General features: G+C 40.7%; 18 protein-coding genes. 7 read left to right on the forward strand and 11 right to left on the reverse strand.

All coding sequences use genetic code 11. The features are described from left to right. Window positions 1-47: 47 nt before the first annotated feature. From hflD to B3D47_RS07125, 5 genes are all read right to left on the reverse strand, one after another. Complete coding sequence (gene hflD, locus B3D47_RS07105) at window positions 48-779, reverse strand: high frequency lysogenization protein HflD (protein ID WP_004894049.1); 732 nt, start codon at window positions 777-779, stop codon at window positions 48-50. Window positions 780-792: 13 nt separating this feature from the next. Next, window positions 793-1,926 carry a tRNA 2-thiouridine(34) synthase MnmA gene (gene mnmA / locus B3D47_RS07110; protein ID WP_286860901.1) on the reverse strand — a complete coding sequence of 378 codons (1,134 nt, stop codon included), beginning with the start codon at window positions 1,924-1,926 and terminating at the stop codon, window positions 793-795. Between the two features lie 4 nt (window positions 1,927-1,930). Next, a complete protein-coding gene (locus B3D47_RS07115; protein ID WP_005221494.1) occupies window positions 1,931-2,416 on the reverse strand; it encodes an NUDIX hydrolase in 486 nt (161 codons plus the stop codon). 276 nt (window positions 2,417-2,692) lie between these two features. Continuing rightward, a complete protein-coding gene (locus B3D47_RS07120; protein ID WP_286860905.1) occupies window positions 2,693-4,075 on the reverse strand; it encodes a heavy metal sensor histidine kinase in 1,383 nt (460 codons plus the stop codon). Then, window positions 4,072-4,743, reverse strand: a complete 672-nt coding sequence (locus B3D47_RS07125) for a heavy metal response regulator transcription factor (RefSeq protein WP_286860908.1) — start codon at window positions 4,741-4,743, stop codon at window positions 4,072-4,074. The genes B3D47_RS07120 and B3D47_RS07125 overlap by 4 nt, the downstream gene beginning before the upstream one ends. 121 nt (window positions 4,744-4,864) lie before the next feature. Between B3D47_RS07125 and B3D47_RS07130 the strand changes: the two genes are divergently transcribed. The 3 genes from B3D47_RS07130 to B3D47_RS07140 all read left to right on the forward strand — a co-directional run bounded on the left by B3D47_RS07130 (window position 4,865) and on the right by B3D47_RS07140 (window position 6,620). After that, entirely contained in the window at window positions 4,865-5,341 is a 477-nt protein-coding gene (locus B3D47_RS07130; RefSeq protein ID WP_286860911.1) for a heme-binding protein, read from the forward strand. A gap of 30 nt (window positions 5,342-5,371) precedes the next feature. Beyond that, window positions 5,372-5,770 (forward strand): hydroxyisourate hydrolase, encoded by a 399-nt coding sequence (gene uraH / locus B3D47_RS07135; protein WP_286860914.1) that lies wholly within the window; start codon window positions 5,372-5,374, stop codon window positions 5,768-5,770. 334 nt (window positions 5,771-6,104) lie between these two features. Then, window positions 6,105-6,620 (forward strand): DUF1543 domain-containing protein, encoded by a 516-nt coding sequence (locus tag B3D47_RS07140; RefSeq protein ID WP_286860917.1) that lies wholly within the window; start codon window positions 6,105-6,107, stop codon window positions 6,618-6,620. 141 nt (window positions 6,621-6,761) lie between these two features. Here the strand turns inward: B3D47_RS07140 and B3D47_RS07145 are convergent, their stop codons facing one another. The 5 genes from B3D47_RS07145 to B3D47_RS07165 form a co-directional block, all read right to left on the reverse strand. Then, the gene (locus tag B3D47_RS07145) at window positions 6,762-7,541 is read right to left on the reverse strand and encodes a DUF4262 domain-containing protein (RefSeq protein WP_286860920.1); all 780 of its coding nucleotides are present in this window, start codon (window positions 7,539-7,541) and stop codon (window positions 6,762-6,764) included. Window positions 7,542-7,618: 77 nt separating this feature from the next. Beyond that, a complete protein-coding gene (locus B3D47_RS07150) occupies window positions 7,619-8,149 on the reverse strand; it encodes a gamma carbonic anhydrase family protein (RefSeq protein WP_005221508.1) in 531 nt (176 codons plus the stop codon). A 111-nt stretch (window positions 8,150-8,260) separates the two neighbouring features. Then, window positions 8,261-9,409 (reverse strand): D-alanyl-D-alanine carboxypeptidase PBP5/6, encoded by a 1,149-nt coding sequence (gene dacC / locus B3D47_RS07155; RefSeq protein ID WP_004810469.1) that lies wholly within the window; start codon window positions 9,407-9,409, stop codon window positions 8,261-8,263. A gap of 127 nt (window positions 9,410-9,536) precedes the next feature. Further along, the gene (locus B3D47_RS07160; protein WP_004810468.1) at window positions 9,537-9,920 is read right to left on the reverse strand and encodes an MCR_0457 family protein; all 384 of its coding nucleotides are present in this window, start codon (window positions 9,918-9,920) and stop codon (window positions 9,537-9,539) included. Between the two features lie 158 nt (window positions 9,921-10,078). Then, the gene (locus B3D47_RS07165; protein ID WP_004894072.1) at window positions 10,079-10,453 is read right to left on the reverse strand and encodes an MCR_0457 family protein; all 375 of its coding nucleotides are present in this window, start codon (window positions 10,451-10,453) and stop codon (window positions 10,079-10,081) included. Between the two features lie 109 nt (window positions 10,454-10,562). Here B3D47_RS07165 and surE point away from each other — a divergent pair, with 109 nt between their 5' ends. The 3 genes from surE to B3D47_RS07180 all read left to right on the forward strand — a co-directional run bounded on the left by surE (window position 10,563) and on the right by B3D47_RS07180 (window position 13,300). After that, window positions 10,563-11,339, forward strand: coding sequence for a 5'/3'-nucleotidase SurE (gene surE / locus B3D47_RS07170; protein ID WP_163171580.1), 777 nt, complete (start codon window positions 10,563-10,565; stop codon window positions 11,337-11,339). A 108-nt stretch (window positions 11,340-11,447) separates the two neighbouring features. Further along, complete coding sequence (locus B3D47_RS07175; protein ID WP_286860926.1) at window positions 11,448-12,278, forward strand: peptidoglycan DD-metalloendopeptidase family protein; 831 nt, start codon at window positions 11,448-11,450, stop codon at window positions 12,276-12,278. Window positions 12,279-12,370: 92 nt separating this feature from the next. Beyond that, a complete protein-coding gene (locus tag B3D47_RS07180; RefSeq protein WP_008306598.1) occupies window positions 12,371-13,300 on the forward strand; it encodes a LysR family transcriptional regulator in 930 nt (309 codons plus the stop codon). Between the two features lie 60 nt (window positions 13,301-13,360). Here B3D47_RS07180 and B3D47_RS07185 read toward each other — a convergent pair whose 3' ends face one another. Continuing rightward, entirely contained in the window at window positions 13,361-14,572 is a 1,212-nt protein-coding gene (locus tag B3D47_RS07185; protein WP_286860930.1) for an aspartate aminotransferase family protein, read from the reverse strand. Window positions 14,573-14,770: 198 nt separating this feature from the next. On the opposite strand from B3D47_RS07185, the gene grxD reads away from it, so the two are divergent. Then, window positions 14,771-15,112, forward strand: a complete 342-nt coding sequence (gene grxD / locus B3D47_RS07190) for a Grx4 family monothiol glutaredoxin (RefSeq protein ID WP_004810457.1) — start codon at window positions 14,771-14,773, stop codon at window positions 15,110-15,112. The last annotated feature ends 88 nt before the right edge of the window (window positions 15,113-15,200 follow it).

Below are 15,200 nucleotides of genomic sequence, written 5' to 3' on the forward strand. Positions count from 1 at the left end.
CTAAATTTTGGAATTAAACGAAAAACGAGATACGCGTACAGCATCAGTTAAACTGCCTGAAACTGTAAGCGCGCGAGATTTTGGATATCCTGTAGCAGCTTGCGCTTGCCAAAAACCATACCCCAGGAACTGCCGCCGAGTTGACGCCATAGGTGCGCCATCTGCAGGCCAGTAAACAATGAAGCACGAATACGGTTGGTGTGACCGGCATCTTTAAAGGCTTCAGCATTACCACGCACCATAATGCGCGGATTAATCTGTCCGGCAGTATCCACATAGGTTTGTGCGAGATTGGCAATGATGCTGGGGTGCATATAGTTATTATCGAAAAAGGAAAGCTGTCTTAGAATTTTTTGCTGGGATTGTTCAATAATTTCAACAAATTTAGGATTGCTGTAGACCTTCTTTTCTAACTGAAGAAGTGCCATCGCATAGGACATTGGCAGCTTGGTAGAGGAGAGTTTTGGAAGTCTGGATTTTGGGCTGGTATCGAAGGGTTGAGTAATGGAACTTTCTAAGGTCTTTAATCCGAGAGAAATATCAGCAAGCTGATTAAACAAATCCAGGGTCTGGACATTGAGCGAGCCGCTTGGTCGGATATTTAAACTGGCTTTAATCAGCTGTTCAAAATAGAAATTACCACTTTCCCCAATGCTTTGCTGACCGGTTAAAGCAGTCATATGGGTCAGCTGGGTGGCCTGAAACACACCCGCTAACGCCAAAGCACGGTTTTGACGAACATTCAACGCTGTGGCCTGTTGAAAAGGTAATTTCGTCATGCCGACCTCATCCTTATATAAAATCAGGTTTAGGTGCATTGGTATGATGAATCACACCGCCACCCAAACATACTTCACCTGAGTAGAACACCACGCTTTGACCTGGGGTCACAGCTCGTTGTGGTTCATCAAATTCTACCCGAACACCTTGAGGTGTTGCTGGATCCTTATAAATGGTACACGCCTGATCAGGCTGACGATAGCGGGTTTTTGCCGTACAGCGGAAACCTGATTCAAAGATCTCCTGCTCACCAGCTACCCAGTCAATCGCTTCACTCCAAAGCATGGTGCTTTGCATCAGTGGATGTTCATGGCCCTGACCAACCACGAGACGGTTACCCTCGATATCTTTGTGCAGTACAAACCAGGCACCTTCTTCAGCGCCTTTCATACCGCCAATGCCGATCCCGCCGCGTTGACCGAGCGTATAGTACATTAAGCCGTGATGTTCACCAACCTCTTTACCGTCTTCTAGTACGATTTTTCCGGGTTGAGCCGGTAAATATTGCTTCAAGAAGTCATTAAAGCGGCGTTCACCAATAAAACAGATGCCCGTCGAGTCTTTCTTCTTCGCTGTAGCAAGACCTAATTCTTCTGCAATTTTACGCACTTGCGGCTTTTCAATTTCACCAACCGGAAACAGGGTCTTGTTAATTTCACGACCATGAACGGCATGCAGGAAGTAAGTCTGGTCTTTATTATTGTCTACGCCACGCAATAAAGGTGCATATTGATCACCTTTAGAATTGGTCATGGCTTCACCACGACGACAATAGTGACCCGTCGCAATAAAGTCGGCACCCAGGTTAATCGCATGATCCAGGAAGGCACGGAATTTAATTTCTTTATTACATAAGATATCCGGGTTTGGGGTACGGCCGGCCGCATATTCAGCCAGGAAATGCTCGAATACGCGATCCCAGTATTCCATTGCGAAGTTGGCAGTATGCAGTTTAATTCCGATCTTGTCACAAACGGCCTGAGCATCGGCAAGGTCATCCATTGCCGTGCAGTATTCTGTGCCGTCATCTTCTTCCCAGTTTTTCATGAAAAGACCTTCAACCTGATAACCTTGTTGAAGTAGGAGTGCTGCAGACACAGATGAATCTACACCACCAGACATTCCGACGATGACACGTTGTTGCATAGGATTAGGCATCCAAATTTGAAATTAAGGGAGAGTTTTGGTGCTCGTAAATGAGCGATAAAGGGTATTTTTGACCAGAAAGCGCATCCTGTACGGCTTTAATCACCAGCGGACTACGCGCACGAGCTGACTCTTGCAGTTCATCTAAAGTCATCCAGACTGCACCGACAATGTCCGTATCTAAAGTGGCGTGTGGGTCATAATCAATGGATTTGGCTAAAAAACAGAAGCGAAAATAAGTACGGTCTGGGAACATCGGCGGGGTATAGGTATACATGCCTAAAAGATGGGTCACTTCAACCGTATGTCCGGTTTCTTCCATGGTTTCACGAATTGCGGCCTCGACAATGGTTTCACCGCATTCTACATGACCTGCTGGCTGATTAAATACTGTGTGTGTCACACCTTCTGTATGTTCTTCTACAAAAAGGAATTTTCCGTCTTTTTCGACAACGGTTGCGACAGTGACGTGAGCAGTCCAAGCAGTCATAGAAACAGCACCATGGAAAATGATGCACTATTGTATAAAATTTTGTGGTGTGTGGCTATGTTGAGAGGGGATTTCTTTAGCTGCTAAAAAATTATTAGTTTTAAATAAATAAGCAATTTTATGAAATATTGCCTCTATTCTAAGCGTGAAATACTGAAAATCACTAAAAAAGCTCAATTCAACAGCATTGAGCTTTTATGTGTATAACAAAAGATTTATAAAAAAGACTTTCTCATAGCGTGTATCATGTTAATTGAGAAATATTAAGCATAAGCTTTAAACAGCATTAAGATCTAAGCTTAAACCAAATACAATACCTTGCTGGGTGTTATACGCATAGGCTTCCCCATCATGTAACATCATAATCGATTTCACGATTGATAGCCCTAAGCCACCCGTTTTTGCTTTGAAGTGTCGACTACTATCAATTTGATAAAAACGTTCAAATAAATGCTTCAAATGATGCTCATCTATAAAAATATTTTTGGTTAATACTTCAATATGACAAACATTCTCTATTAATTTTGTTGAAATAACGATGTCTTGACCTTCAAGACCATAATCAATGGCATTGATGATCAGATTGGATAGTGCTCTTTTGAGTAAATCTGAATTCCCATATATTTGAATTTCTCGTTCTAATTCTAGACCAAAGGTCATTTTTTTATCTTCAGCTAAGAATTCAAAGTAATTCACCAGTTCTAAGATCAGTGTAGATAAATTAATGATTTCTTTGTCGATAATATAATCACTGTGTTCAGAACGGGCGATGAACAGCATATTATCGATCATCTTACTAAGGCGCTCATATTCTTCAAGATGAGAATATAAAAGCTGTTCCAGTTCTTGTTGCGAGCGAGATTGCATGAGCATGATTTGTGTCTGACCCATTAAATTATTTAAGGGGGTTCTTAGTTCATGTGCAATATCTTCAGAAAATCGTGCCAATTGTTCATAGTTCAGTTGAATTTTTTCTAACATGGCATTCATTGCTGAACGGAGTTGCTCCACTTCAACTGTAGTACTCTGAGCTTCGATTCGTTGATGTGGTCGAGTCCCTTGAATTTGACGGGTTTGCTCAATCAGATGATTTAAAGATTTCAGTAAATATAAGCCGACCCAACGTCCAAGCAAGCTGGCGATAATAATGCCCAGTAGACTATAGAGAATCAATTTCCATAAATATTGATCTAAAGTCGCTTGGGCTTCATCGAATTGTGTACCAGCAATGAGTTGATAATATTGATGATTAAAAACAACCGTTTTATAGGCTAAACGAGTTGTAGCGAACTCATCTTGATTATCTAAAAAGGTAATTTTTGTTGATTCCGCCATAGCAGGAATATGGACATTAAGCGGATTAATCTCAATTAAGGTCTGTTGCTGGTTTTTTAAGATTAAAAGATTATCTTCTTTTCCTAGCATATTTTCATACAGACGAGGGTGCTGAACGAGGATTTGAAAACTTTCTTTGTCTTTGAGAAAAATTTCAATACGCTCCACACGTGCCGTTAAATTTTGATCACGTTGCTTCCCTAACAACTGTTGCATGTTGTAATACGACAGTAAACCAATACCCAAAAATACAGTACAACAAATAATACTAAAGGAAATACTTAAGCGTGTGGTTAAACTCAAGTGTTGTAGCTGACTTTTCATGGATTGGCACTTAAGCGATAACCCATACCTCGAACAGTATGAATTAATTTAGGGTGAAAATGGTCGTCAATTTTGGCGCGTAATCGACGAATAGCCACATCGACCACATTGGTGTCCGTATCAAAATTAATGTTCCATACTTTAGATGCAATTTGCGCTCGGGTTAACAACTCCCCTTGATGCTGCATTAAGAATTGCAAGAGCGAAAACTCTTTAGCGCTTAACTCAATTTTTTGTTGGTTTCGATAAACTGTATGTTCTAGTCGATATAAAATCAGATCCGCTACTTGATAGTATTCGGCGTCTGTTTTTACACTACGTCTCAATAAGCTTTTGACTCGTGCTAACAGTTCAATATAGGAGAAGGGTTTTATTAAGTAATCATCTGCCCCTAACTCTAAGCCTTTAACTCGATCTAAAACATGATCTCTTGCAGTCAGCATGAGTACAGGGATCTGCGAGAAAGTTCTTAACGTCTTTAATACTTGCCAACCGTCAATTTCAGGCAACATGACATCCAAAATGACTAAATCATAATTTTTTTCTTGTAAGGATGTAAGGGCTGTTAATCCATCATGAGCAATACTGGATAAATAACCAGATTCATTTAAGCCCTTTGCTAAAAATTCAGCAATTTTAGTTTCGTCTTCAACAATAAGTATATGCATTTCAAAAATATTATATGAATTTCTCTGCCTCAACATTACAAATCTGTAATTTCATTGTCATGCAGTAATGGCTTTATTTTGACTAAGCTAAGTCATCTCTTCATTTAGCTTAATAGAACTCATGAAAAAACTTCTATGTGTTCCGGCCCTTCTATTTAGCTCACTCGCATATGCTGCTCCATCAACCAGCTATGTGATGGACTTAAAAATTGCGAATCAACTCGCGACAAATATTATGCAAGCGTGTACCGATATGGCAAAACCTGCGGCGGTGGTCATCCTTGACCAAGGTGGCAATGTTTTGGCAAGTCAGCGTCATGAAACAGTGGGTATTCATAATCTCATCGCAGCAGAAAGGAAAGCTTTTACCGCATACTCAACCAAGGTTACGACCTTAGAATTTATGCGTAATGCTCAGAAGAATAGCGATTCACAGAATTTAACCAGCTTACCCGAATTGTTGCTTTTGGGCGGAGGCGTGCCAGTCTTTTATAAAAAGCAGTTGCTGGGTTCAGTTGGTGTGGCAGGTGCAGGAGGGTCATTACAAGATGACCAATGCGCGCAGCAAGGGATAGATAACACCCTTAAATTATTTTAAGACAATATCATTTTATAGAGGAAAATTGTTATGAAAAAATTATGCTTATTTGCAGGCTCAGTATTCTTTTCAACATGGAGCATGGCACAAAATCCTTTAAGCGTGCATGTGCTTAACCTGGAAAATGGTTTACCATCACCTGAGGTGAATGTAACCTTAGAAGAGCAAAAAAATGGAAAATGGGTGCAAATTTCACAAGCTAAAACCAATGAACAAGGACGTATAACCGCATTATTTCCAGAGAATCAGAAATTTAAAAATACCACCTATAAAGTGACTTTCAAAACGGGTGAATGGTTTAATAAACATAATAAGAAAACCTTCTTTCCCGAAGTTCCTGTGATTTTCCAAACAGATGGTTCGGTAAATCACTACCATATTCCTTTATTACTCAGTCCGTATGGTTATTCGACATATCGAGGTAACTGAGTCCATTAAAAGATTTATCAACTTAACTGATGTTATACAATAACGTCTTATACTATGTTTGGATCTAAACTAATACTACAACATATTATAGTACTTATTTTCAAATCTAGGTAATTGTATAACATCAAAAGTGAATCCATTTAATATAATCGCTGTTATACGAAATAGAGCTTTATTGATATCTCCTAAAAATATTTACCTAAACCTTCATAAAACAAGGGAAAATATCATTTATTCGTAAGTCGGGGTAGAGAATACTTCTTAACTAATGAAATCGAATTAATTTAAGCTATGGATCTTTACTTTATTATTTTACTATTTAAAGGAATCTCCTATGCCTGAACTACACTTCTACATCACCTTACTGGGCGGTAAACATGAAAAAGCCAATGTAGAAGTACATGATGTAATTCCGGTCATCAGTTCAGATATTGAATCCGCGTATCCTTATTTAAAACAACAATGGTTTGGCTTGCAAAAAGGCCTGCATGTCGATGGCTGGATGAAAATCAATGGAGTGAGTTACCAAGGAGTAAATTATCAGGTCCAGATTAGTGATTTGCCTGTAAATAGCGGTTTAAAACTGTTTTTGATTAATCTGGGTGCTTATATTCCAGACCAGTTTGGGGAAGTACATAAATATCTGGTTGTGGCTGCCAAAAACAAGACAGAAGCTAAAGCCCAAGGTAAACTGGCAATTGAAAAAGGCTGGTATAAACCACATACCGATGCAGTGATTGATATTGATGACTGTTTAGAATTGAACCAGATTGATCAGAAGTTTATACATTTGATCGAAGGGGAATTTGAAGCGAACAGCTTTAAGAACGATTATCTGATTATTCCGTAATTTAAAAAATGGCTAATCGAAATGAAGTGGCCATTCTGATATTCATGAAGTGATATTGCTATAAAACTCCCGGTATTTAATTTTTTTAAATGAAATATTAGGTGTTTAAAGAGAGTTGAATATCATCTTAAACTCACTACTTTAACCAGCGAGTTGATCATTATCCTCTAGTTCTGTAATCATCCATTCATCCCCGATAAATTTCCGGTCAGCTGCCTGTCCATATTGCAGGTCGAATACCTCATTTAATGTTGGATCGCGTTGGAGGATGTGCTCTAATCCAACCAGTATATAATCCTCCTCAGCCAAGGGTTCTGCTGTCAAAAATTGCCAGTCACCATCGCGTTCATGCAATACGGTAACAATTGGCTGCTCCAGTTCCAGCCATTGCCTAGTCGTATAAATGCCTAAATTCCGTGGTTCGCGGAATTTAAACTCGGCATTGCGATCCAGCAGGGGCTGATCAAATTCAAAAACTTCCTCGAAGCCATCTTCCCAAGGAAATTTATCATTCCGATCTGTCCAGACTAATTGTAAGGCTGGAAACGCTTCATCTTGGTAATAACTTTGCGCAATCCCAAAATAGTCACCGATATTTCGACGATCAACTTTTAGAAACTTACAGCGGCTTTCTTTAAAAAATACATTCGGATACGTGTTACTGAGCTGGATGCGTTGACCTTTTTGAACAACCTCAGTCACATGATTCAGAATAGTCTGACTAAGTTTAGCAGTGAGTCCAAAACAGATAATTTCTGGATGCTGGAATCTTTCATACAGACCAATGCTATAGCTAAAAGGTGGAGAATAGTCAGTATGAGTGATCGAAATGATTTGTACGCCGTACTGTCGAATATTAATTCTGGTCTGATTTAATAGTTCATTGCGATCCGGGCAATGAGGATCTTCTGTATGTTTCATGGTTTTTATTCTTTGAATTATTTTTTAAATGAACATACAGAAGATTTAAGCTTTCGACAAATGAAATTGTCTAAAGTTTATTTATAGTTAACTGAAACCTTCACATAATTCTGTGCTGAATACGGCAAAAAAGCTTTTTCTTTGTCGGTAAGTGGACGCACTTTTTTCACAGGGCTTCCTACATACAAGTAACCACTTTCCAAAACTTTATTTGGCGGAACAAGTGAACCCGCACCAATCATCACATCATCTTCAACAATCACATCATCTAAAATAATCGTGCCAATACCGACCAAAACGCGATTGCCAATGGTGCAGCCATGTAATTTTACATGATGACCAATGGTGACATCTTCACCAATGATCAGTGGCGAACCTTCTGGCTTATCGGCTTTCTTATGACTGACATGCAACATGGCATGATCCTGCACATTGGAATTCTTGCCAATCCGGATATGATTGACATCACCACGAATTACGGCAAAAGGCCAAACCGAGACATTCTCAGCCAAAACCACATCGCCAACCACAATCCCCATAGGATCGATATAACAAGATTCATCAATCTGTGGGATCATGTCTAAATAAGAACGTATGTTTTGGCTCATAGTGGTCTATTCATTAAAAGTTTAAACGTCATGTATAGAGTATAAAATAAAAAGCACCCATCTGAATGAGTGCTTTGGTCTTAGTCTAAGGCTAAAACAGTCTGTTTAAACTTAAAATAAGTTACTGAAGAACTGTTTGATATGATCCAGCATACGCGCAAAGAAACCAGCTTCTTCTACAGCTTTTAGTGCAACAAGCGGTTTTTCAGCAATCACTTTACCATCAAGAGAAGCAACGTATTTACCTACCACTTGACCTTGTTTTAAAGGTGCAGTCAATTTAGGTTGAACTACGATTTGCGTTTTAATCTCATTCGCTTTGCCTTTTGGCATGGTCACATTGAAGTTTTCAGCAAGGCCGATTTGAACTTCATTTTCCTTACCAAACCACACCTTAGACTTGGCTAAGACTTGTCTGCCGGCCTGAACATTTTTAGTTTCGTAGTTTGCAAAACCCCATGCCAAAAGTTCACGTGTATGTGTTGCACGATCCTGCATAGATGGCGCACCGAAGATCACAGAGATCAAACGCATTGGACCACGTTTTGCAGAAGTCGTTAAGCAGTAACCCGCTTCATTGGTATGACCGGTTTTCAAACCATCCACACTTGGATCTGTATACAGCAGGGCATTACGGTTGCCTTGCTTGATTCCGTTAAAAGTAAATTCTTTTTCAGAATAAATCGGGTAGTACTTTGAACTGTCTTTAATGATGTGCTGTGCCAGCATGGCCATATCTTTGGCAGTCGAATAGTGACCTTCCGCAGGCATACCGGTTGAGTTTACAAAGCTGGTATTGGTCATGCCGATACGTTTTGCTTCCTGGTTCATCATATGTGCGAAGGTACCCTCGTTACCTGCAATATGTTCTGCCATTGCTTTGGAAGCATCGTTACCTGACTGGATGATGATACCGCGCAGCATCTCAAGTGCTGTTGCCGTGCCGTTTAGCGGAACATACATACATGATTCAGAACTACTACCGCGACACCATGCCGATTCGTTCATACGAACCTGTTCATCTTCAGTCAGTTCACCGCTTAATAACTTTTGTTCAATGATGTAGCTGGTCATCATTTTAGTCATTGAAGCAGGGGCTAGTTTTTCATTTTCATTTTTAGATGCGAGAATTTGCCCTGTTTCGTAGTCCATTAGCACATAAGATTTATTATTCAATTCTGGTGGTGCAGATAGGACAGTTGCTGCAAAGCTAAAACTAGGAATTAATAATAATGCAGCAAGAGCAGTTTTTTGGGTCATTTCTAGTAGGTTCCAATATCTTGATGTAAGCACGAAGAGCCTAGCATTTTAGGACAAAGCTAGGCGGACTTCTACGGTTTGCAGCGGCTTATTTCAAAAGTATTGTAAGCATGGCGGCAGAAAAAAATCAGGATTTGCTATAAGTAGTGAGTTCTGTACAAATCGCTTGATTTTTCTGCTGACCTGCTTTCTGCGCATCCTGTTGTGCTTCTTTCAGGATCGGCTGGAATTTTGTGTTTTTGCTAAGCTGATTCAAGGCTTCTACCGGGTTCTTTTGACCAGGCATATATTCACTGACCAGCTGGCTATAACCCGCTTTAAATTTATTCTGGTCTTTCACCATACCTGGACAGATTTCTGAAAGTACATAAATGGCCGCAAGCTCATGCTGAGTCACTTCTTGAATTGGAGTGACTTCAATATTGGTATCGGCTGCAAAACTTTGTGTAGTCAAAATGCTGAAAGTTGAAAGAGTAAAAATGCCAAAGGCTTTAATGAATAAATTTTTCATTGAAAATCAAAAGCTCAAATTAGAAATTAAGATGGGTTTAGATTAACTAATTTTGAAGGAATGAAAAGATTAAAAATGTAAGGAAGCAGTAAAATAATGGAGAAAATCGTTATATAAACAGGATGATGGCGCTGCATCATCCTGTCAGAAAGTCTGAATTAGATTTGTTGAGTGATCAGGTCATTACACACTGCCTGATGTTCATCTTTAGCGGTTTGCTTGGCTTCCTGGCGTGCTTCTTGAAGTGCTGACTGATATTCCTTGTCCTGCTGGATCTTGTCATAAGTCATCGATTTATCAGAATAATCGGATAAGTATTGTTTAATCAGCTGTTGAGTGTTCTGCTCAAATTTGGCATTTTTACCCACAATCCCCGGACAAACTTCAGTGAGCACTTGGACTGAAGCCAGGTCTTCCTTAATAGTCAAATCTACCTCAGCAGATAAATTTTCAGCTGAAAAAGCAGGAGAGCTCAGGCCAGCAGTCAGAGCAAAAGCCAATGCGGCTACAGCAACCGTATTTTTAATCATCATGAACCACATATATTAAAGATGGATGTTGAACGATAAATATATATAATTCCGTGGCTAATACAAACAAATGTCCCAACCAGTCATTTTTTGGGACGAACGGGATTTTGCTGTGAATATATTGATATCAAATGATGATGGCGTATTTGCTCCGGGCATACAGGCACTAGCGCAGAGCTTAAAAGCCTTAGGCCGTGTAGTGGTTGTTGCACCTGAAAGCGAACGTAGCGGATTTTCCAGTGCATTAACCCTTGACCGTCCACTGCGACCGATTCAGATTGCTCCAGATGTTTGGGCAGTAAATGGTACTCCGGCAGACTGTGTTTATCTGGCCATGAATGGCTTATTTGATGTCGAATTCGATCTTGTGGTGAGTGGCATTAATAGCGGTGCCAATCTGGGGGATGATGTATTGTATTCAGGCACAGTGGGGGCAGCATTTGAAGGTCGTCTAGCAAAACATCCTGCACTGGCTATTTCTTTGTGTGGGCAAAATGTGCGTGCTTATACCTCACCAGAAGATTATCGTGTTGCAGCGCAATGGGTTCATGACTTTATTGCAGCAGGTTTGCCAGCATTGCCTGAGCGTCAGATCTTTAATGTCAATATTCCGGATATCGCTGAGCTAAAAGGAACCAAAGTGACCTTCCAAGGTCGCCGTAGCCAGTCTAAACCAATTAGCAGTCATGTGGATCCGCGTGGCCGTCAGGTTTACTGGATTGGTCTATCTGGTGAAGCAGTTGCAATGCCAAAGCATCAAGGAACTGAAATTGAATCAGACTTTCTTGCCATCGCCAATGGTTATGTCAGTGTGACGCCAATCCAGATGGATGCTACAAACTATGACGTACTTCACGAATTACAGGGTCAGATTTTAAATAAAATCTAACTAATGTTATAACTTTGTGAATAGATTGACATTGCAACCTTATTTGCTGTGTTTTTTTGCTAATCTAATCGAGTTTTTTAAACCGTATAGATGTTAGAGAGGAAGATAATGTTCCTGGTGTCACCGAAACGCTTTATTGCTTTGCCTACAGGCCTGATTAAAACGTTAGTACTCACAACAGCAGTGGTTTCAGCAGTTATCGTAACTGGGTGTGCAACCAAACCTTATATTAATAATTCCGCACGTTATGCTGCAGCACCTGATTTTTATACGGTTCGTTCAGGTGACACTCTAAGTGGCATTGCAGCACGCTATGGTCTGAGTTATATCAGTGTCGCGGAAATGAATGACATTCCTGAGCCATACCGTATTTATGTCGGTCAATCGATCCGTTTGAAAAATACCAAACGCAGTACGACTACTCAAGTCGTTGATACTTCAGCACCTATTCAGCGTAAAACTGTCGTGGCTCCAACGCCGGTAACTCCAGCGCAGACCACTGTTAAAATGACAACATCAGTAACACCAAAAGTCACTACACCTGCTCCTGTGACAACTGTACCGTCATCCGGATTACGTTGGGTAAAACCATCGAATGGTGCAGTATTGCAGCAATACAATCTGGCTTCAAATATTAAGGGCATACGTTACGCAGGTAATGTTGGTGATCCGGTATTTGCTGCTGCTGATGGTCAGGTAGTGTATGCCGCTGACGGTCTAAAAGAATACGGCAATCTGGTGCTGGTCAAACATATTAATGGCTACATCACTGCGTATGCACATAACAGTAAACTTAACGTGAAAAGTGGTCAAAATGTAACCGCAGGCCAGAAGATTGCAGAAATGGGTTCAAGTGGTACAACCCGTACCATGCTTGAATTCCAGGTACGTCTGGATGGAAAACCGGTGAATCCTGCATCCGTTTTACCGAATAGTTGAATAAAAAGGTGCAAATGCTAAATTTCACCGTATAATACAATGAGTTGCTTTTATCAAAGGATGAAGCACCTCATAAGTTTAGAGGGGAATTTATGTTAGATCAACTTCGAGCAATGGGCGTATTTGCTTGTGTTGTAGAGAAAAACTCGTTTAGCGGTGCTGCACGTGAACTGGGTATTACCACCAGTGCCGTAAGCCAGCAGATTCGATCGCTGGAGCAGGACATGGAAGTGATTCTCCTGAACCGTTCCACACGAAAATTGAGTTTGACTGAAGCAGGCCAGGCTTTTTTCTATAGCTGCCAGGAAATGTTATCCGCTGCTGAACGTGGCAAAGTCCGTATCAATGAGCTACGTGATGATCTGGTTGGTGACCTGCGTATCGTTGCAACTGCAGAACTGTGTTCAATGCATGTGATTCCGGCATTGTCGCACTGGATGGCTGCGCACCGTGGTTTGACAATGCAGTTTGAAACACAAGATCAACCGCTTGACCTGAAGGATGGTCGTGTTGATATTGAACTGCGCCTTGATCAAGTCATCGACGATAGCAATGTTGAAGTCGTTCCACTTATTCAGATTGAACAGATTCTGGTAACAGCTCCGAGTTACATCAATCAATCTGTTTTAATTACACAGCCGGATGATCTGAAGCAACATGACATTTTGTCACTCAGTCATTTGAACAATCATCAACAATTTTATTTCCAGCATGTCAATACAGCCCAAAAAGTTGAACTTGAACTGAGCTCACGACTAAACACCAATAATAGTATTGTGGCGAAGTCGATGTGTCTGCATGGCAATACCATTGCCCGCATGTCATATCTGGATGTACAAAAAGATTTAATAAACGGCTCTTTGATTGAAGTCCTGCCTGAGTGGAAATTACAACCATTTACGCTATATGCAGTCATGCCAAAACGTGAACAACAACCTATAAAAATTCTCCGTTGTCTTGATACCTTGAAACAATATTTTGGCCAGTTGTCTGGCGGACGTTTGTTGCAAATCGCATCATAAACTGCAAAGAATTAAAAAAGCCGCATCAAGCGGCTTTTTATGTTTCTGGCTTTTAAGAAATTAAGCCAGATATGCTTTAATCATTTTAACCAGACGTTCAATCAGTTGATCAGCCTGTTCCTGAGTGATGTTTAGGGTAGGCAGCAGACGTACCACATTGCCTGCAGTTACGTTGATAATAGTTTTATATTCATCACGCGCGATATCTACCAGTTCGCCACATGCTTTTGGCAATTCAATACCGATCATCAGGCCAAAACCACGAACAGTGACATTCTGATCATTAAGCTGGCTACGGAGTTGCTCAACGATATAAGCACCTTTTTCAGCTGCATTCGCCACGATATTTTCTTTTTGCATAATATCAAGGATGGTATAAACAATACGTGAACCTAGTGCTGTACCGCTGTAAGTTGAACCATGGTTCCCGGCAGTTAAAACACCGACACCACGTCCTTGGGTCATCACCGCACCAATCGGAAAACCATTACCCAGACCTTTTGCAGTGGTCAGTACATCTGGAACAATATTGGTATGCTGATACGCAAAGTATTTACCGGTACGGCCATTACCTGTCTGAACTTCATCCAGCATCATCAGCCAGTTATGCTGGTTGCACAGTTGACGGATTTCTTCCAGGTAGCTGAAGCCTTGTGGTGCAGTATTAACACCGCCTTCACCTTGAATCGGTTCAACGAAAACAGCTACGATGTCAGGGTGATTAATTGCTGCTTCCTGAATCGCTTCGATATCACCAAATGGTACGCGGATAAAGCCTTCAACCAGCGGTCCAAAACCTTCCTGAACTTTTTTGTTACCTGTCGCTGAGAGGGTAGCCAAAGTACGACCGTGGAAAGAGTGGTCAGCCACAATGATTTTTGGTGTAGCGATGCCTTGCATATGGCCAAATTTACGTGCAATCTTGATTGCACCTTCATTGGATTCTGCACCGCTATTCGAGAAGAAAATTTCTTCCATGCCTGAAACTTCAGCCAGTTTTTGTGCAGCAGCAGTCTGCCATGGTACTTCAAACAGGTTGCTGGTGTGAATCAGGGTGGTGGCCTGTTCAGCAATTGCTTCAGCAAGTACCGGGTGGGCATGACCCAGCCCACATACTGCAATTCCGGTCAGAGCATCTAGATACTCAGTACCATCTTCAGTATAAAGATAAGCACCTTGTCCTCGGACAAAACTGATCGGCTGACGGCCAAATACCGGCATCAAGTGTGAAGGTTGATCAGTTTGCACAGGAGCAAGGGTAATATTCTTCATGACTAACTCTTATCTGTTAGGTGGATTGAAAATTGAAGTCATAGATGCCATATATAGACATAACGACAGGACCTATATAAGCAAAATCTCAAACAGAATAAAAGCTGAATTGTAAATAAAACATGAAATATTGTTTTAGACATACTGTTTTAGTTCATTTTGAGTATAATGCGAAGCAGATTTATTGAGGATATATCAATGACTGAACAAGCACGCGATACAGAAGCGTTAATTCGTGACCAAATTGCCAAACACGCAGTACTTCTTTATATGAAAGGCACACCACAATTCCCACAATGTGGTTTCTCTGCTCGTGCGGTTGAAGCACTCAGTCAAATTGGTCGTCCATTTGCTTATGTGAATATTCTGGAAAACCCAGACATTCGCGCAACTCTTCCAGTTATTGCGAACTGGCCGACTTTCCCACAATTGTGGATCAATGGTGAATTGATCGGTGGTAGCGATATCATGCTCGATATGTTCCAGAAAGGTGAATTAAAGTCTTTAGTTGAACAATACAGCCCGGCACCTGAAGCTTAATAGTTTTATTAGACTTGCAGATGTTAAAAAGCGCTTCCAGAGAAGCGCTTTTTTATGACTGAAATTTAACACTTAAAATGGAAAAGGG

The organism is Acinetobacter sp. UBA3461 (genome assembly GCF_002381195.1).
Taxonomy (GTDB): Bacteria; Pseudomonadota; Gammaproteobacteria; order Pseudomonadales; family Moraxellaceae; genus Acinetobacter; species Acinetobacter schindleri.